Origin of the sequence: Streptomyces sp. NPDC007264 (genome assembly GCF_042869095.1) — a bacterium.
Taxonomy (GTDB): Bacteria; Actinomycetota; Actinomycetes; order Streptomycetales; family Streptomycetaceae; genus Streptomyces.
The window spans coordinates 225,285-241,244 of the sequence record NZ_JBIAFD010000008.1 but is presented as its reverse complement, the minus strand read 5'-3'; the positions used below and the strand labels follow the sequence as shown (position 1 = coordinate 241,244).

The window sequence follows — 15,960 nt, the reverse complement described above, 5'->3', positions numbered from 1 at the left end:
CACTTCACTAGTGAAGTGACAATGGCGCCCGGCGGGAACATCTGTCAACATCGGGCCATGCCCGAACCCGGCCAGCGCCTCTTCTTCCTGCTGCAGCGTGCGGCGCACCAGCTGCGCACCACGGGCGACCGGCGTCTGCTGGCCACCGCGGGGATCACCACCGCGCAGCTGGGCGCCCTGTACGCCGTCCAGGACGAGCCGGACATCACCCAGCAGCGGCTGGCCCAGGCCCTCGGGCTGCGCGAATCGGCGGTCACCGGGCTCGTCGCACGGCTCACCGCGGCCGGACTGGTCGCACGGCAGGCGCATCCGAGCGAACACCGCGCGGTGGTCGTCCGGTTGACCGAGGCGGGGCAGGCCGCACTGCGCGCGGCCCAGCCCGAGGTGGAACGCTTCAACGCGGACCTGCGTGCCCTGCTCGGCACCGACGGGTTCACCAGCACGGCCGCCGCCCTGCACGACCTGGCCCACTGGCAGCCCTGACGCCTCCCTCAGCCTCCGCCCGCCCGCCTGCGGGAGGCGTCGATCTCCGCGTAGGCCTGCTCGCGCCCCTCCCAGTGGGAGCCCTCGACGGACTTGCCGGGTTCCAGGTCCTTGTAGACCTCGAAGAAGTGGGTGATCTCGAGCCGGTCGAAGGACGGGACGTCGTCGACGTCCTGGAATCCCGTGTAGCGCGGGTCGTGCGCCGGGACGCAGAGGATCTTCTCGTCGGGGCCCTTCTCGTCCTTCATCACGAACATCCCGATGGCCCGGCACTCGATGACACACCCGGGGAACGTGGGGTCGCCGACCAGGACGAGGGCATCGAGCGGGTCGCCGTCGCGCCCGAGGGTGTGCTCGATGTAGCCGTAGTCGGCCGGGTACCGGGTGGAGGTGAACAGCATCCGGTCCAGGCGCAGACGGTGCAGTGCGTGGTCCATCTCGTACTTGTTGCGCGATCCCTGGGGGATCTCCACGATCACGTCGAACTCCACGACGGCCTCCTCGCCCGGCCGGCCGTCGCCCGCTTCGCGCGGCACCGGCGGGCCCTTCCAGTGTGCCCCGGCCCCGCGCACCGCGACAGCCGGACCGGCACCGGGTGCTGGGCCCTGGCGCAACGGGAGGGTCCGGCCCTTCGACGGCGAGTCGCCCGGCGGCCGCGCCGCCCCACGGGTGAGACGGTGTGAGGAGCCGGATCGCTCACCGGCAGCCCACAGGGAGGAGGAGCGGCAGTGGCACGGATGGAAGAGGACGAGGCACGGCGACGGTTCGCCGGGGCCCGGGTCGCGCGGCTGGCCACGGTGGACTCCGCCGGGCGGCCCCATCTCGTACCGGTCGTGTTCGCCGGGCGCGGCGACGACGGGATCGTCATGGCCGTGGACCGCAAGCCCAAGGACTCGCGGCGGCCGAAGCGGTTGCACAACATCGCCGTCCAGCCGGCCGTGTGCCTGCTCGTGGACGCCTACGACGAGGACTGGAGCCGGCTGTGGTGGGTCCGGGCCGACGGGGGCGCCCGGACCGTACCGCCCGACGCCGCCGCGGAGCCGGACCGGACGGCGTACGAGGCCGCCCTCGGCCTGCTGACGGGGAAGTACCCCCAGTACCGGGACGGCCCGCCCGACGGACCGGTCATCGAGGTCACCGTCCACCGCTGGAGCGGCTGGCGTGCCGCCTCGGGCTCGCCCGGGCCGGAATGACCCCGCCGCCACGGGAGCGGTGGGTGCCCCTCACGGGCGGGTGCCGGGCTCCGTCGTCTCGTCGACCGCGGTGGTGCGGCGCGCCCGGTGGCGTCCGTGGCCGCCGTGCCGGGGATGAGTCGCCGCGCTCACCACGGTCGCCAGACCCAGCGCGAACAGGAGCGCCAGGACCAGGCCCGCACTGAAGACGGCAAGGCTGTTCATGGTCGCGATGGGGTGATCGAGCACCGCCACGGTGTACTCGGGGCCACCGGACAGATTGCCGGCGATCGCCAGGGCGACGAAGGCGCCGGTGGCCACGAGGAGGAGCAGTCCGACGAAGAGCATCCGAGTCATCTCCCCAGAGAGTTCCGACCTCTTTCGCGTACCCGTCCCGGCTCGTGCCAGACGGGGGAGGGCGGCCGCACGGAGACCGGACGCCTCCCGGCCGTCGCCCACCGTTCCGCCGAAACCCCGGACGTCGTGATCACCGGGCGGCAGAATGTCGGCGGGCGGGGCGGCGGGCCACCGCGAGGAGCGCACGTGCCCGCCGGCGCCGCACGGGTCGCGAGGAGGGGAGAGGAACGTGAGCGAGCACTATCGTCCGTCGAGTGGACCGGTCCGGTTGAACACCGCGGTGGCCCACAACGCGCGGGTGTGGAACTACTGGATCGGCGGGCGGGACAACTACGAGGTCGACCAGCAGGTCGGCGACCATGTCGCGACCATGTTCCCGGTGATCCGCGACGTGGCGCGTGCCGACCGGGAGTTCCTCGGACGCGCGGTGCACCACCTGGCCGCCGAGCGCGGGATGAGGCAGTTCCTGGACGTCGGCACCGGGCTGCCGACGCTCGACAACACCCATGAGATCGCCCAGCGCATCGCGCCCGACTCCCGGATCGTCTACGTCGACAACGACCCCGTGGTGCTCGTCCACGCCCGCTCGCTGCTGACCAGCGCGCCCGAGGGAGCCACCGACTACATCGAGGCGGACGTGCACGACCCGGAGGTCGTTCTCCGCGGCGCGGCCGCCACCCTCGACCTGGGCCGGCCCGTCGCCCTCCTGCTGCTCGGCATTCTCAACTTCGTGCTCGACACCGGCCGGGCCCAGGAGATCGTCCGCGCGCTGATGTCCGAGCTCCCCTCGGGCAGCTGCCTCGTCCTGACGCACCCCACCACGGACGCCGACCTCGGCGGACAGGGCAACATCGAGGCGATGCGGTTCTGGAACGAGAACGCGACCCCGCCCCTCACCGCCCGTACCCGTGCGGAGGTGGCGTCCTTCTTCGACGGCCTGGAGATCCTCGAGCCGGGCCTCGTCTCCTGTGCGCGGTGGCGGGCCGGCTCCGGCCCCGCGGCCGTCGTCCCGCAGTTCGGTGCGGTCGCCGTGAAGCCCTGACCCGGCGCGGCTCCCCACGGCCCGCCGCCTCGCCGGGCGTTCCCGGTGCCGTGACGCGGCCGTGGGCGGAGGAGGTCGTACGACGTTCCTCCCCACCGCGCCGCGAAGGGTCTCTACAGTGGGCCGGGTGACGAACAGCAGCCGGGTGACGAACAGCAGCAGACCGGTCGCGGTCTTCGATCTCGACAACACGCTCGCCGACACCGCACACCGGCAGCGGTTCCTGCGGGTGCGACCGAGGGACTGGGACGCGTTCTTCGCGGCCGCGCCGCAGGATCCTCCGCTGGCCGACGGGGTGGCGCTGGCGCTCGAGAACGCCGAGGAGCACGAGGTCGTCTATCTCACGGGGCGGCCCGCGCGCTGCCGGCGCGACACCCTCGACTGGCTCGCCGCCCACGGGCTGCCCGAAGGACGCGTGTACATGCGCCCGGACCACGACCGCCGGCCCGCCCGTGTCACCAAGCTGGAGGTCCTGCGCCGGCTGGCCCGCGACCGTGAGGTCCGCGTTCTCGTCGACGACGACGAACTCGTCTGCCAGGACGCCGAACGGGCGGGCTTCTCGGTCGTACGCGCCCGCTGGGCGACCCCGTTCGCCGAGCTGGCGGACGCGCAGGAGCGAGAAGGCCGCGCTTGAGGGACGGCGCCGCGCCTGAGGGACGGCGCCGCGTCTGCCGGACGCCGTCCCCCGGCCCTAGTCGGTGTCCTCCAGGCGGAAGCCCAGCTTCAGGCCCACCTGGTAGTGCTCGATCTGTCCGTCCTCGATCCGCCCCCTGACCTGGGTGACCTCGAACCAGTCCAGGTGGCGCAGGGTCTGCGAGGCGCGCTCGATGCCGTTGCGGATCGCCTGGTCGACGCCCTCCGGTGAGCTGCCGACGATCTCGGTGACCCGGTAGGTGTGGTCGGTCATGGGGGGACTCCTCTCCGCGGCGGGTGTGCCGCCCCTGACTCCACCGTGCCGCACGGGGCAGCGGACCGCGAGACATGGGGGCGGGGGCACCCCCGGACCGGCATAGTGGTCGATACCAAAATCCCGGGCGTCGGCGCGAGCGCCGCGCTCGTCCCCCCCCACCACGTCGGCCCCGCCCCTCGTCCGCATGGCGGAACGGGGCACTCCGGGACGAGCGGGCGCCGTCGTCAACGGGCCACGCTCAGCGACAGCGCGAACCTGCCCTTCGCGTCGGTCCACCAGTGCGTCAACTCCATCGACGCCGTCGCCAGTTCGCGCCGGACCCCGTCCTCGCGGAACTTCGCCGACACCTCGGTGCGCAGTTCCTCGCCCGCCGCGAACTCCACCGCCAGATCGAGCGCGGGAACCTTCACGGTCTGCGCCGTACTCGCCCGCAACCGCATCTCGATCCACTCGTTCCCGGCGTCCCACAGGGCCACATGGGCGAACGCGTCGACGTCGAAGTCGGCGCCCAGCTCACGGTTGACGACCGCCAGCACGTTCTTGTTGAACTCGGCTGTCACCCCGGCCGCGTCGTCGTACGCCGCCACCAGCACCGACTCGTCCTTCACGAGGTCGGTGCCGAGCAGCAGCGCGTCCCCGGGCGCGAGCAGCGACCGTACGGACGCCAGGAACGCCGCGCGCTCCGCGGGCACCAGGTTGCCGATCGTGCCGCCCAGGAAGGCGAGCAGCCGCGGCCCGGGCGTGTCGGGCAGGGCGAGGCCGGTGGTGAAGTCGGCGATGAGCGCGTGGACGTCCAGACCGGGCCGCTCGGCGATCAGCGCGTGCCCCGCCCGGGTCAGCGCGCTCTCGCTGACGTCGACCGGCACATAGGTGCGCAGCCCGCTCAGCGCGTCCAGCAGGTACCGGGTCTTCTCCGACGAGCCGGAGCCCAGTTCGATCAGCGTGCGCGCGCCGGTGGCGGCCGCGATCCGGCCGGAGCGGGCGACCAGGATCTCGCGTTCGGCGCGGGTGGGGTAGTACTCCGGCAGCTCGGTGATCTTGTCGAAGAGGTCGCTGCCGTGAGCGTCGTAGAACCACTTCGGCGGCAGTGCCTTGGGCGTGCGGGTGAGGCCGTGCAGTACGTCGGCGCGCAGCGCGGCGCCGGTGGCGTCCTCGGGAAGGGTGCGGGTCAGACGGAACGGGCTCACGTGCTGGGCTCCTCGGGTGATGCGGATGCCATGTCGGTGCGCAGGTCCTTGAGCGGGGTCAGCCGGACCTCGGTGCGGTCGGCCGCGAGCAGTGTGAGGTCGGGCACCTCCCGCCAGCGCGGGTCGTCGTCGTACGGTTCGGAGGCCACGACGACGGGGGTCCCCCCTGGTCGGGCGGAGCCGAGATCCTGGGGGCCGTGGGCGGGCCCGACGAGGTACCAGAGGGTGTCGCCCCACGTGGTCGCCGTGATCGTGTCGCCGTCGGTGAGCAGCAGGTTGAGCCGGGAGCCGGGGGCGGCCTCGTCGATCTCCAGGACCGTGTCGGCCAGCGCCCGGCCCGCGTCGACACCGCGGCGCAGCCGGTCGAGCAGCAGCGCCCAGACGAACGCCGCGTCGCACCGCGCCTCCAGCGCCAGCAGATCCGCCGCGGGCAGGGTCCGTACGAGCGGGGCCGCGGTCCAGGGCCAGCCGGCCACGGCCCCGTTGTGGCTGAACAGCCAGCGGTCCGCGGTGAACGGCGCGGCCGCCGCCTCCCCGTCCGGGCCCGGCGCGGTGGCGCTGCGAACGGCGGCGAGCACGGCGTGCGAGCGCACCACCCGCGCGAGGTCCGCGAAGGACGGGTCGCCCCAGATCGGCCCGGCCCGGCGGTAGCGGGCGGGCACCGGGTCGCCCTCCGCGTACCAGCCCACCCCGAAACCGTCGGCGTTGACGGTGCCGTACCGCTGTCTGCGCGGTGACCACGACTGCCGGTACAGGCTGTGCGCGGGCTCCACGAGGAGCCGGCCCAGCGGCTCGGCCGGCCCCAGGAAAGCGAGGTGACGGCACATCAGGCGTCCCTCGCGGTACGGAACCCGGAGAAGATCTGCCGCCGGATCGGATAGTCCCAGTTGCGGAACGTGCCCCGGCAGGCCACCGGGTCCACGGCGAACGAGCCGCCCCGCAGCACCTTGTACTCCGGCCCGAAGAACACCTCCGAGTACTCCTTGTACGGGAACGCCGTGAACCCGGGGTAGGGCAGGAAGTCGCTCGACGTCCACTCCCACACATCGCCGATCAACTGCCGTACGCCCAGCGGCGACGCGCCCGCCGGGTAGCTGCCGGCCGGCGCGGGGCGCAGATGCCGCTGCCCGAGGTTGGCGTGCTCGGGCGCCGGATCGGCGTCGCCCCACGGGTAGCGCCGGGAGCGGCCCGTCTCCGGGTCGTGGCGCGCCGCCTTCTCCCACTCGGCCTCGGTGGGCAGCCGCCGCCCCGCCCAGCGGGCGTACGCATCCGCCTCGTACCAGCACACGTGCAGGACGGGCTCGTCGGGCGGCACGACCTCGGTGACGCCGAAGCGGCGGCGCAGCCACTGCCCGCCCTCGCGGCGCCAGAACAGCGGGGCCTCGATGCCGTGCCTGCGGATGTGGGCCCAGCCCTCAGCGGTCCACCAGCGCTCGTCGCCGTAGCCGCCGTCCTCGATGAAGTTCTGGTAGGCGGCGTTGGTCACCGGTGTGGTGTCGATGTGGAACGGCTGGACCAGCCGCCGGTGCGCGGGCCGCTCGTTGTCCAGGGACCACGGCTCGGTGGTCGTGCCCATGGTGAACGGGCCACCGGGGACGAGGACTTCGGACGGACCCGAGTACGGCGGTGCGGGCGCCGGATCGGGGGCGGTGAGCGCCTGAGGCCCCTTGCGCAGCTGATGCGTGATCAGCATGGTCTCGTCGTGCTGCTGTTCGTGCTGGGCGATCATGCCGAAGGCGAATCCCGCCTCCGTGAGCGGCCGGCCCCGCAGCGGCGCGCTCTCCAGCACGTCCAGGGCCCGCCCGCGGACCTCGGCGGCGTAGCGGCGGGCCTCGGCGGGCGGCAGCAGCGGCAGCGAGGGCCGCTCGGCGCGCGGATGCTCGAAGGCGTCGTACAGTCCGTCGATCTCGGGCCGCATGGCGTCGCGGCCCGCCACCGCGCGCAGCAGCCACAGCTCCTCCTGGTTGCCGATGTGCGCGAGGTCCCAGACCAGTGGCGACATCAGCGGGGAGTGCTGGGCGACGAGGTCGTGGTCGTCGACGCAGGTGGTCAGGAGCGCGGTGCGCTCCCGGGCCGTGGTCAGCGCGTCCAGCGCGCGCTCCCGGAGCGATTCGGGGCCGGGGTCGAGGGGTGACCGGTCGTCGGTCATGTGGGGATGTCCTTCCCGTGGAACCGGGTGTCCTTCACCCGCCGGAGCGGGCGTGCTTCCCGTGGAACCGGAACAGCAGGTCGTCGGCGGGGCAGCGGCCCCGGGCCACATAACGGTCGGTGAACTCCGCGACGGCGCCCTGGATCCTGGGCGTGGCGCCGATCCTGGGCAGCGCCTCGGCGGCGGCCGCGAAACACCCGACGGCGACCTCGTGCAGCTCGGGATCGGCCAGACCGTCCCGGGCGGCGGAGACCCACAGCGGATTGCACGGCGGCGGCAGCGAGCCCGTCCGCTCGGCGAGGGGTTTGACGGTCCGGTAGGCGATCTCGGCCGCCTCCGGGTCGTCGAAGAGCGCCGTCGTCACCGCGAGCGGCACGATCCATCCGTCGTCGCCCGGCTGGGCGTCGATCATGCGGAGTTCGAGATGGCCGCGGGGCCGGACCGGGGGGAACAGGGTGGTGAGGTGATAGTCGAGGTCGCCGCGGTCCGGCGGGTCGGCGGACCGCGTCCAGTCCCGGAAGCTCATGCCGTCGGGCACGCGCCAGGGGCCGGTCCCGGCCCGTACGCACATCACCGGCGCGTCCATCACGTGCCGGGCCCAGGACGCGCGCGGGTCGCCGTCCAGGGGCGGGGCGCTGCTGCGTCCCGGGTCCATGGCGGCCCACAGGGACTGCCGCGTCGAGCGCCAGCCGGTGGGGCGGCCCCGGGCCAGCGGGGAGTGCGCGAACGCGGCGAGCAGCACGGCCCCGAGATGGTGCGCCAGCCACCAGCGCCGGCCGAGGCCCAGAGGGCCCGGCTCCTCGTGGCCGGCGTCCAGACAGACCTGGACCGAGGCGGAGGAGCACATCATGGACCGTCCCTCGGGACCCGTGCGGTCGAGGTAGCACTCCATGGCGTCGTAGCGCGGCTCACGGAGGAAGCGGCGCGGGGGGTTCCAGGGATCGTGGCCGTCGCCGCTGAGGCCGAGTCCCGCCTCGCCCAACAGGGCGCGGACCGCGGCGAGGTCGGCGGAGACGGAGCCTATGCACTCCATCAGGGAGGCGGCCGGAGGGGAACTGAGCTCCAACTGGCCGCCGGGTTCGACGGTGAGGGCCGACCTCAGGGGCAGGGTCCGCAGTGCGGCGTAGGCCGCTCGGAGACGTTCGGGCGGCACGGGTCGGCGCGGGCTGCGCAGTTCACGGACGAGCCATTCCACTTCGACGCCCAGGCGTCGGGGTGGCCCGGTCTTGAAACAGATGCCGCGGACCAGGGCCTCCACCTCGGCCTCGGTGACGGCGGAGTGCTGCTCCGCGCCCTCGCACACCGAATCGGACATGTCGGGATCCTCCTGAGATTCCACCATGTCACCGACCCGGCGTCGGTGTGCCGGGTCGGTATCGCTCGTCCCACCCAAGACCCTCGAACGGAATCGCACAAGGGTGCCCAGTGGGACGCGTCGGACGGATGCTTCCTGCCTTCCGGGACGGGAACGGGTGGTTTTCCGGGCCGGGAAACCCTGTTGCGGCGCACGACCAGCATCGCTCACCATGCGTTCATGAGCACGACGGGGGAGAGCTGCGGTGCTCCGGGGGAGAGCGCGCACGGGGCGGTCACGGCGCCCACGGGGGTGGCGCCGTGAGCGCGCGGCTGCGCGGGATCGCGCAGCAGACGGAGGAGATCGTCGCGGCGGGGGCCTACCGTACGCCGAACGGGCGAACGGCGGCCATCGCGGCGGCCGTCGGGGCCGCCCGCGCCGGCACCCGCATGTTCGGGCCGGAGCCGGTGGCCGTCCCGCGGACCGGTCAGGTCGCCACCCTCGTCGAGGTCACCGGGGAATCCAGTCTGGAGGCGGCCCGACGCCTCACCGGGCGGTCCGGAGCCCCCGTGGCCGTGCTGAACTTCGCCTCGGCCCGGAACCCCGGCGGCGGCTACCTGAACGGCGCACAGGCCCAGGAGGAGGCCCTGTGCCGGGCCTCGGCGCTGTACGCGTGCGTCCGCGAGGCGAGGGAGTTCTACGACCATCACCGGGCGCACCGCGACCCGTTCTACTCCGACCGCGTCATCCACTCGCCCGCGGTGCCCGTCTTCCGCGACGACCGCGGGCGCCTGCTGGAGGCGCCCTACGAGGTCGGCTTCCTGACCGCCGCCGCGCCGAACGCGGGCGTCGTGCTGCGCAGGGCCCCGGAGCGCGCGGCGGAACTGCCGCGCGCCCTGGCCGCCCGCGCCGAGCGCGTCCTGGAGACGGCGGCCGCCTGCGGCTACCGACGGCTGGTGCTGGGCGCCTGGGGCTGCGGGGTGTTCCGCAACGACCCGGCGCAGGTGGCCGGGGCGTTCCACGGCCTGCTGGCCGAGGGGCGCTTCGCGGGGCACTTCGAGGAGGTCGTCTTCGCCGTGCTGGACCGCACGCCGGGGACGACCACACGGGCCGCGTTCGAACGTGCCTTCGCCCGGGAGCGCACCCCGTGACCTCCGGCCTCAGTGCCAGCCGTAGCGCTCCCGAAGCCGGTGCACCACGAGATTGAACCGCATCCGGTCCAGCGCGCACGCCTCGCGCCGCATGCCGTCCTCGTGCAGCCGCAGCACGCGGTCCACGGCCACCCACGAGTCGCGTCCCGACCGGTCCCAGGGGCCGCCGCCCACCGGCACCCAGTCGCGGTCGCCGTCGTGCCGCTTGCTGGACAGCTGCACCGCGAGCAGCGTGCCCGCCGCCTCGCGGGCGACCACGAGCACCGGACGGTCCTTGCCGCGCCCGTCGTTCTCCTCGAACGGCACCCACGTCCAGACGATCTCCCCGGGGTCGGGGTCGCCGTCGTGCGCCGGGGAGTACTCCGTGCGCACCCGGCCCACCTCGCGGGGGTCGGCCTCGGTGGTCGCGCGGGGGCCGTGGCGGCCGGGGATCTGTTCGTCGGTGAAGGCAGTCACGCGCCCACGGTAGAGGCCCGCCCGGTGCGCGCCTCGCGCGGGTCGGTCTCTCGTGGGGGCCCGTCAGCTCGGCCCGGGGATCCGCCGGTTGGGCGGTGGGCACCGGCGAAGGCGGCTTCAGCGGCACGGCACGTGGCGTACGCTCCGGGCATGGTGGAGGAGCGTTCGGTCGAGGTGGGGGAGATCCGGCTGGCCTGCCGGATGTCGGGTCCGCGGCACGGTCCGCCGCTCGTCCTGCTGCATGCCCTGGGCGAGGACGCCACCACCTGGGACGCGGTGGCGACCCCTCTCGCCCGCGGTCGGCGGGTGTACGCCCTCGACCTGCGCGGCCACGGCCGAAGCGACTGGCCGGGGGAGTACTCGCTCGACCTCATGCGGGCCGATGTGCTCCGGTTCCTGGACGTGCTCGGCCTGGACGCGGTGAACCTGGTCGGCCACTCCATGGGCGGGGTCGTGGCCTACATGCTCGCGCAGGATCATCCGCGACGGGTGAGCCGGCTCGTCCTGGAGGACGTTCCCCTGCCGCGCCCCCGGCCACCTCTCGCCCGCGTCAGGCCGGACGGGGACCTGACCTTCGACTGGGGTGTGGTGGCGGCGGTCGGCCGGGAGATCGACCGGCCCGATCCCCGCCGGCTGGAGCGGTTCGGCGAGATCACCGCCGAGACCCTCGTGCTGGCCGGCGGCTCGCGCAGCCACGTCCCCCAGGACGGCATCGCCGACCTGGCCCGCAGCATCCCCGGCGGCCACCTGATCACCATCCCCGTCGGCCATCTGATCCACCGGGCGGCGCCCGAGGCGTTCACGGAGGCGGTCTCGGCCTTCCTGCCGGGGGACGCGGAGGACGATCTCCTTCTCGGCGGCGGCCGAGGCGGCTCCCCCCGTCCGTGAGCCGCCGGTCACGCGGCCGTCGCCGCCCTGGTCGGGTTACTGTCGGCAGGTGAGGCGCCCGCGCGGCGACGTGCCGCCCTGGACGCACCGGAAGTGGAGCCGCGCATGACCACTGCACGTGATCTGCTGATCGTCGCCATGGACGCCGCCCGGGGCCGTCCCGTCGAACAGGGCGACCTGTCGCTCTCGCTCGCGGGCGCCGAGCTGATCGACCTCATGGACGCCAGGGCGCTCTTCCTGGACGGCGAGTTCATCGTTCCGGGCGATCCACCGGTGACCGATGACCGCCTGCTGCGCGAGGCCGCGTCCGCGCTCGTCCGGCAGGCGCCGTACGAGTCGGTCGAGGACTGGCTGTGGCGCAGGGGACGCGGTCTGTCCGCCGCCTATCTGGCCGCGTTCGAGGACGAGGGGCTGCTCGCGCGGCAGCACCGCCGGTGGCTGCCCGCCTGGACCGGCGAGGCGACGCTGACGGATTCCCCCGCGCGCCGGACGGCGGCGGACCGCTGGGCCGCGCGGGAACCCGTGCTCGCCGCCCTCGGGACCGCCGCCGGGGTCCGGGAGAAGCCGGTCGGTGACCTTCCGGGCACGGCCGGCGACGCGGCGGTGACGGTGCTGGCCGCCGTCGACGACGCGGTGACGGAACTGACGGCGGTACGGCAACGGCGCGAGATCGAGAAGGCGGCCTTCGACAACATCTGGAGGGGCCAGTGACACGCCCGGTGGCCCGCTCGCGGCCCTGAGAGCCGGGCGGCACCCGGTTCGTGCGGCGCCGCTCCCCCCTCGCCCCGCCGGGGCCGAGGGGGGACCATGGGAGGTGAACGACCGAGGGAGGCCCACCATGACGACCGGAGCCTCGGACTACGACTCCTGGCTGTACTCGCGCACACCCTCGCAGGCCGAGGGCGAGCGCGACGAACCGGCCGAGCGCGCCGCCGGGGAGAAACACCCGGAGGTCCCCAGGACCGAGCCGTCCCAGGCGGAGGGCGAGCGGGCCGACGACATCGGGACCGTCTGACCGCAGAGGACCGCCGACGGGCGGAGCCCGGGCCGGACGGGAGTCGGCCGGACGGGAGCCGGGCGGACGGGAGCCGGGCCGGACGGGAGCCGGGCCGGGCGGGAGCCGGGCGGGCGGGAGCCGGGCGGGCGGGAGCCGGGCCGGGCGGGAGCCGGGCGGGCGGGAGCCGGGCCGGACGGGACGCGCGAGGTGCGCGACCCGCCCGGCCCGGGCCCGGATGCCTCAGCGGGGGAGGCTCACCGCTTGTCCTCCTCCACGGCCACCTTCTCCGGCCGCGGCCGCACGGATCCGTCGGCACCGGCGCCCCCGCCGGCCGACGCGCCGTTCTGGTTCATCGAGGACAGCAGCTGCCGCGCGAGCCCCAGGCCGGTGCCGCCCATCGTCAGCGCCTTGGCGAACATGTCGGCCATGCCGTCGGCGCCGTTGAGCAGCACCATGTTGTCGACGTTGCCGAAGGCGGACGCACCCGCCCGGACGATCTCCGGCCAGTTCTCCGCGAGTTGCTGGGCGACCACCGCCTCCTGGTTCTCCGCCAGGGCCGCGGCGCGCGCCTTGATGGCCTCCGCCTCCGCGAGACCCCTGGCACGGGTCGCCTCGGCCTGTGCCAGCCCCTTGGCCTGGGCGGAGGCCGCCTCCGCCTCACCGGTGGCGCGGGTCGCCTGCGCGGCCGCCGTGCCGCGCGCCTTGGTCGCCTCGGCCTCCGCGCCCGCGGCCGTCTTGACCCGGGTCGCCTCCGCCGCGGCCGCCAGCTCGGTCTCCTTCGCCTTGGCCTGGGCCGCCGAGATCCGCGCGTCACGCTCGGCCTCGGCCAGCGTGCGCTTCTCGTACGCCTTCGCGTCCGCGGGCTTGCGGACGTCCGCCTGGAGCTGCTGCTCGCGCCGGTGCGCCTCCAGCTCGGCGACCCGGGTCTCCTGGACCACGACCTCCTGACGGGCCCCGGCGTCCGCGAGGGGACCGGCCTGGCGCGCCTTCGCGGACGCCTTGTCCCGCTCGGCCTGGTAGCCGGCCTGCAGGATCTCGCTGTCCCGCGTCGCCTCCGCCATCCGCGCGAACGACTGCTGCTCCGCCTCGGTGGCCAGCCGGTTCGCCTCCGCCTGCGCGATGCGCGCGTCCCGCTGGACCGCCGCCGCGTGCGGCGCGGCCAGGTTCTGGATGTAGCCCGTCGGGTCCTCGATCTCGTGGATCTGCAGCGAGTCCACGATCAGACCGAGCTTCTCCATCTCCGTGCCGCAGGCGGCCCGGGTCTGCCCGGTGAGCTTCTCCCGGTCGCGGATCATGTCCTCGACCGTCAATCCGCCCACGATCGACCGGAGATGACCGGCGAACACGTTGTGCACCCGCTCCGACATCAGCCTCTGCTGGTCGAGGAAGCGGCGGGCCGCGTTGGCGATCGACACGAAGTCGTCGCCCACCTTGAAGATGACCACGCCCCGCACCTTCAGCGGAATGCCCTGGTGGGTGACGCAGTCCACGTGCAACTCGGTCTCGTTGAGGTCGAGGGAGAGCTTGCGCACCGCCTGCACCCCCGGCAGCACCAGCGTGCCGCGCCCGGTGACGATACGGAAACCCATTCCCTCCTCGAGACCCTCGGTCCGATGCTTCGAACCGGAGATGATCAGTGCTTCGTTGGGCTCCGCCACCCGCCACATGAGTTTGAAGACCCCGACGACGAAGATCAGCGCGAGGACGACGGCCCCCGCGACGACGCCGATGACCATCGGCAAACGCCCCCTTTGCCTGGTGCCGGGTCGGCACCGAACGAAGGTGAGTGTGCGCGCGTGGAAGGCCGGGGTGAAGACGCCGGCGGATCCTTGTTGCAATCTTGACGCGTACGGCTCTCACCTGCGGGGAGGCGGTCTCAACTGCCGTACGCCGCCTCGACGTACACGGTCCGCGGCGGAAGGTGCTCCACCACCATCACCACCGTGCCCGGCTCCAGACGGCCCTGCCCGTCCGCGGGATACGCGAGGAAGTGCTCGGCGCCGCCGCGCACGCGGACGATCACCTCGCCGACCAGCCCGGGACCGACGGTACCGGTGACACGCCCCATCAATCCGACCATCGACGCATCGTCCATGGTCACAGCGTACGGCCGAACACGCCTGCGCGGCCCGTGCGTTCCCGGCGCCCTGGTGCGGAGGCCGCACCTCGTGCCACCGGCGGCCGTGCGCCGAGGACGGGGTCCCGTCCGGCCGGGGCGGTGCCGGCGTGGACGCCACCGAACGGTGACCTGTGCGCAGGTCATCCGGTGCGGATCGCCCAACCTGCCGTCGGCAGGGGGCAGTTCAGGCCACGTCGGCACCCCGGGGGCCCGGTCGCCGCGGTCGCTCTGCGAAGATGCGGTACGTCATGGTGCAGATACGGAAAGAGTCCGTCCCCCCGTTGTCCCCTCCCCCCGCCGCGCCGACGAGTGCCGATGTGGCGCGCTTGGCCGGTGTCTCGCGCGCGACCGTCTCGTACGTCCTCAACAACACCAGCGCCGTCCGCATCAGCGAGGCCACACGCCGTCGCGTCCACGACGCCGCCAAGGAACTCGGCTACGTCCCGCACGCCGCCGCGCGCAGCCTGCGCGCCGGGCACAGCCGCATGGTGCTGATGCCCGCCCCGAACGTGCCGGTGGGCCCGCTCTACGGCCAGTTCATCAACGAACTGCAGTGGGCGCTCAGCCGGTTCGACTACACCGTCGTGCAGTACGGCGGCATCGGCCTGCGCGGCGACGAGGCCGCCCGCGCCTGGGCCGAACTGCGGCCGGTCGCCGTCCTGGTGCCCGGCGGCGGCCTCGGCCCGCAGGGCGTGCACGTCCTCAAGCGTTCCGGCGCCCGCGCCGTGGTCACCCTGGGCCCCGAACGCGTCGAGGGCGCCCACGCGCTCCTCATGGACCACCACCGGGTCGGGCACAGCGCCGGGGCGCATCTGCTGGCCCGCGGCCGCCGCCGGATCGGGGTCGTCGTACCGCGGGAGCCCGGCCTGGAGTTCTTCTCCCAGCCCCGGCTCGAAGGCGTACGGTCCGCCGTGCGGGAGGCCGGCACCGATGCGACGGTCGCCGAACTGCCGCTCGCCTTCACGGAGGAGGACGCCGCGCGACTCGCCGGGCGCTGGCGCTCCCTCGGTCTGGACGCCGTGTTCGCGTACAACGACGAGTACGCGATGCTGCTGATGCGCGCCCTCCAGGACGAGGGCGTCGGCGTTCCGGACGACACGGCCGTGGTCGGCGCCGACGACCTGACGCTCGGCCGGCTGCTGCGGCCGCGGCTGAGCACCGTCCACCTCGATCTGCCGTCCGGGCGCGACCTCGCCGAACTGGTCGACCGCGTGGTCCGCGACCCCGCGGGCGTGCCCGAGGTGCACGAGGTGTTCGGCGTGCGGATCGTGCACCGCGAGTCCAGCTGACGGGTCCGGACCCACCGCGGTGTCCCCCTCGGGGCCCGGGCCGTCGGAGGCCCGGGGCCCGGGATCACTCGCCGTTCTGCTCGGCCTGCGCCTGCTGCTCGGCCACCGCCTTGCGGACCTCGTCCATGTCCAGCTTGCGGGCCTGCCCGATGACGTCGTCGAGGGCGGCCTGGGGGAGGGCGCCCGGCTGCGCGAACACGGCCACCCGGTCCCGGACGATCATCAGCGTCGGGATCGACTGGATGCCGAAGGCCGCGGCCAGTTCGGGCTGCGCCTCGGTGTCCACCTTGCCGAACACCAGGTCGGGGTTCTCCGTGGCCGCCTTCTCGTAGACCGGGGCGAACTGACGGCACGGCCCGCACCAGGACGCCCAGAAGTCGATCAGGACGAAGCCGTTGTCCGTGACCGTCTGGTCGAAGTTCTCCTTGGTGAGCTCCACGGTGCTGCTCATGGCATGTATCCCTCT

General features: G+C 73.8%; 20 protein-coding genes. 9 read left to right on the top strand and 11 right to left on the bottom strand.

Translation table 11 applies throughout. The annotated features are described in order from the left end of the window. The first annotated feature begins 57 nt into the window (after window positions 1-57). Window positions 58-483 carry a MarR family winged helix-turn-helix transcriptional regulator gene (locus ACFYMU_RS16475; protein ID WP_388373321.1) on the top strand — a complete coding sequence of 142 codons (426 nt, stop codon included), beginning with the start codon at window positions 58-60 and terminating at the stop codon, window positions 481-483. Window positions 484-491: 8 nt separating this feature from the next. Here ACFYMU_RS16475 and ACFYMU_RS16470 read toward each other — a convergent pair whose 3' ends face one another. Beyond that, a complete protein-coding gene (locus ACFYMU_RS16470; protein ID WP_388373528.1) occupies window positions 492-974 on the bottom strand; it encodes an inorganic diphosphatase in 483 nt (160 codons plus the stop codon). Between the two features lie 237 nt (window positions 975-1,211). Here ACFYMU_RS16470 and ACFYMU_RS16465 point away from each other — a divergent pair, with 237 nt between their 5' ends. Then, window positions 1,212-1,676 (top strand): TIGR03668 family PPOX class F420-dependent oxidoreductase, encoded by a 465-nt coding sequence (locus tag ACFYMU_RS16465; RefSeq protein WP_388373320.1) that lies wholly within the window; start codon window positions 1,212-1,214, stop codon window positions 1,674-1,676. A gap of 30 nt (window positions 1,677-1,706) precedes the next feature. Here ACFYMU_RS16465 and ACFYMU_RS16460 read toward each other — a convergent pair whose 3' ends face one another. After that, a complete protein-coding gene (locus ACFYMU_RS16460; protein WP_388373318.1) occupies window positions 1,707-2,012 on the bottom strand; it encodes a hypothetical protein in 306 nt (101 codons plus the stop codon). Between the two features lie 229 nt (window positions 2,013-2,241). Between ACFYMU_RS16460 and ACFYMU_RS16455 the strand changes: the two genes are divergently transcribed. After that, window positions 2,242-3,054 carry an SAM-dependent methyltransferase gene (locus ACFYMU_RS16455; RefSeq protein ID WP_388373316.1) on the top strand — a complete coding sequence of 271 codons (813 nt, stop codon included), beginning with the start codon at window positions 2,242-2,244 and terminating at the stop codon, window positions 3,052-3,054. Window positions 3,055-3,199: 145 nt separating this feature from the next. Further along, a complete protein-coding gene (locus ACFYMU_RS16450) occupies window positions 3,200-3,688 on the top strand; it encodes a hypothetical protein (RefSeq protein WP_388373526.1) in 489 nt (162 codons plus the stop codon). Between the two features lie 57 nt (window positions 3,689-3,745). Here ACFYMU_RS16450 and ACFYMU_RS16445 read toward each other — a convergent pair whose 3' ends face one another. The 5 genes from ACFYMU_RS16445 to egtA all read right to left on the bottom strand — a co-directional run bounded on the left by ACFYMU_RS16445 (window position 3,746) and on the right by egtA (window position 8,615). Further along, window positions 3,746-3,961 (bottom strand): dodecin, encoded by a 216-nt coding sequence (locus tag ACFYMU_RS16445; RefSeq protein WP_388373314.1) that lies wholly within the window; start codon window positions 3,959-3,961, stop codon window positions 3,746-3,748. 227 nt (window positions 3,962-4,188) lie between these two features. Then, on the bottom strand, window positions 4,189-5,151 hold the full coding sequence (gene egtD, locus ACFYMU_RS16440; RefSeq protein WP_388373312.1) for an L-histidine N(alpha)-methyltransferase: 963 nt from the start codon (window positions 5,149-5,151) through the stop codon (window positions 4,189-4,191). Then, entirely contained in the window at window positions 5,148-5,978 is an 831-nt protein-coding gene (gene egtC / locus ACFYMU_RS16435; RefSeq protein ID WP_388373310.1) for an ergothioneine biosynthesis protein EgtC, read from the bottom strand. The genes egtD and egtC overlap by 4 nt, the downstream gene beginning before the upstream one ends. Continuing rightward, window positions 5,978-7,300, bottom strand: coding sequence for an ergothioneine biosynthesis protein EgtB (gene egtB / locus ACFYMU_RS16430; protein WP_388373308.1), 1,323 nt, complete (start codon window positions 7,298-7,300; stop codon window positions 5,978-5,980). The genes egtC and egtB overlap by 1 nt, the downstream gene beginning before the upstream one ends. Before the next feature lie 34 nt (window positions 7,301-7,334). Then, window positions 7,335-8,615, bottom strand: coding sequence for an ergothioneine biosynthesis glutamate--cysteine ligase EgtA (gene egtA, locus ACFYMU_RS16425; RefSeq protein ID WP_388373306.1), 1,281 nt, complete (start codon window positions 8,613-8,615; stop codon window positions 7,335-7,337). 299 nt (window positions 8,616-8,914) lie between these two features. Here egtA and ACFYMU_RS16420 point away from each other — a divergent pair, with 299 nt between their 5' ends. Then, window positions 8,915-9,745 carry a TIGR02452 family protein gene (locus tag ACFYMU_RS16420; RefSeq protein WP_388373304.1) on the top strand — a complete coding sequence of 277 codons (831 nt, stop codon included), beginning with the start codon at window positions 8,915-8,917 and terminating at the stop codon, window positions 9,743-9,745. 9 nt (window positions 9,746-9,754) lie between these two features. Here ACFYMU_RS16420 and ACFYMU_RS16415 read toward each other — a convergent pair whose 3' ends face one another. After that, window positions 9,755-10,201 (bottom strand): type II toxin-antitoxin system PemK/MazF family toxin, encoded by a 447-nt coding sequence (locus tag ACFYMU_RS16415; protein WP_388373302.1) that lies wholly within the window; start codon window positions 10,199-10,201, stop codon window positions 9,755-9,757. 150 nt (window positions 10,202-10,351) lie between these two features. Here ACFYMU_RS16415 and ACFYMU_RS16410 point away from each other — a divergent pair, with 150 nt between their 5' ends. The 3 genes from ACFYMU_RS16410 (at window position 10,352) to ACFYMU_RS16400 (ending at window position 12,104) form a co-directional block, all read left to right on the top strand. Continuing rightward, entirely contained in the window at window positions 10,352-11,089 is a 738-nt protein-coding gene (locus ACFYMU_RS16410) for an alpha/beta fold hydrolase (RefSeq protein ID WP_388373300.1), read from the top strand. Between the two features lie 105 nt (window positions 11,090-11,194). Next, window positions 11,195-11,800: a GPP34 family phosphoprotein gene (locus ACFYMU_RS16405; RefSeq protein WP_388373298.1), complete on the top strand. Its 606-nt coding sequence runs from the start codon at window positions 11,195-11,197 to the stop codon at window positions 11,798-11,800. Window positions 11,801-11,927: 127 nt separating this feature from the next. Next, the gene (locus tag ACFYMU_RS16400) at window positions 11,928-12,104 is read left to right on the top strand and encodes a hypothetical protein (RefSeq protein WP_388373296.1); all 177 of its coding nucleotides are present in this window, start codon (window positions 11,928-11,930) and stop codon (window positions 12,102-12,104) included. A gap of 236 nt (window positions 12,105-12,340) precedes the next feature. On the opposite strand, the gene ACFYMU_RS16395 is transcribed toward ACFYMU_RS16400, so the two are convergent. Continuing rightward, window positions 12,341-13,822 (bottom strand): SPFH domain-containing protein, encoded by a 1,482-nt coding sequence (locus ACFYMU_RS16395; RefSeq protein WP_388373294.1) that lies wholly within the window; start codon window positions 13,820-13,822, stop codon window positions 12,341-12,343. Between the two features lie 140 nt (window positions 13,823-13,962). After that, complete coding sequence (locus tag ACFYMU_RS16390) at window positions 13,963-14,181, bottom strand: hypothetical protein (RefSeq protein WP_388373293.1); 219 nt, start codon at window positions 14,179-14,181, stop codon at window positions 13,963-13,965. A gap of 260 nt (window positions 14,182-14,441) precedes the next feature. Here ACFYMU_RS16390 and ACFYMU_RS16385 point away from each other — a divergent pair, with 260 nt between their 5' ends. Further along, window positions 14,442-15,494: a LacI family DNA-binding transcriptional regulator gene (locus ACFYMU_RS16385; RefSeq protein WP_388373291.1), complete on the top strand. Its 1,053-nt coding sequence runs from the start codon at window positions 14,442-14,444 to the stop codon at window positions 15,492-15,494. A 64-nt stretch (window positions 15,495-15,558) separates the two neighbouring features. Here ACFYMU_RS16385 and trxA read toward each other — a convergent pair whose 3' ends face one another. Beyond that, entirely contained in the window at window positions 15,559-15,945 is a 387-nt protein-coding gene (trxA, locus tag ACFYMU_RS16380; RefSeq protein WP_388373289.1) for a thioredoxin, read from the bottom strand. Window positions 15,946-15,960: the final 15 nt, after the last annotated feature.

Bases quoted from the DNA above. Each gene is read 5' to 3' on its own strand.
- ACFYMU_RS16475 (WP_388373321.1), top strand. From the start codon at position 58: ATGCCCGAACCCGGCCAGCGCCTCTTCTTCCTGCTGCAGCGTGCGGCG.
- ACFYMU_RS16460 (WP_388373318.1), bottom strand. From the start codon at position 2,012: ATGACTCGGATGCTCTTCGTCGGACTGCTCCTCCTCGTGGCCACCGGC.
- ACFYMU_RS16445 (WP_388373314.1), bottom strand. From the start codon at position 3,961: ATGACCGACCACACCTACCGGGTCACCGAGATCGTCGGCAGCTCACCG.
- egtC (WP_388373310.1), bottom strand. From the start codon at position 5,978: ATGTGCCGTCACCTCGCTTTCCTGGGGCCGGCCGAGCCGCTGGGCCGG.
- egtB (WP_388373308.1), bottom strand. From the start codon at position 7,300: ATGACCGACGACCGGTCACCCCTCGACCCCGGCCCCGAATCGCTCCGG.
- egtA (WP_388373306.1), bottom strand. From the start codon at position 8,615: ATGTCCGATTCGGTGTGCGAGGGCGCGGAGCAGCACTCCGCCGTCACC.
- ACFYMU_RS16410 (WP_388373300.1), top strand. From the start codon at position 10,352: ATGGTGGAGGAGCGTTCGGTCGAGGTGGGGGAGATCCGGCTGGCCTGC.
- ACFYMU_RS16405 (WP_388373298.1), top strand. From the start codon at position 11,195: ATGACCACTGCACGTGATCTGCTGATCGTCGCCATGGACGCCGCCCGG.
- ACFYMU_RS16400 (WP_388373296.1), top strand. From the start codon at position 11,928: ATGACGACCGGAGCCTCGGACTACGACTCCTGGCTGTACTCGCGCACA.
- ACFYMU_RS16395 (WP_388373294.1), bottom strand. From the start codon at position 13,822: ATGGTCATCGGCGTCGTCGCGGGGGCCGTCGTCCTCGCGCTGATCTTC.
- ACFYMU_RS16390 (WP_388373293.1), bottom strand. From the start codon at position 14,181: ATGGACGATGCGTCGATGGTCGGATTGATGGGGCGTGTCACCGGTACC.
- ACFYMU_RS16385 (WP_388373291.1), top strand. From the start codon at position 14,442: ATGCGGTACGTCATGGTGCAGATACGGAAAGAGTCCGTCCCCCCGTTG.
- trxA (WP_388373289.1), bottom strand. From the start codon at position 15,945: ATGAGCAGCACCGTGGAGCTCACCAAGGAGAACTTCGACCAGACGGTC.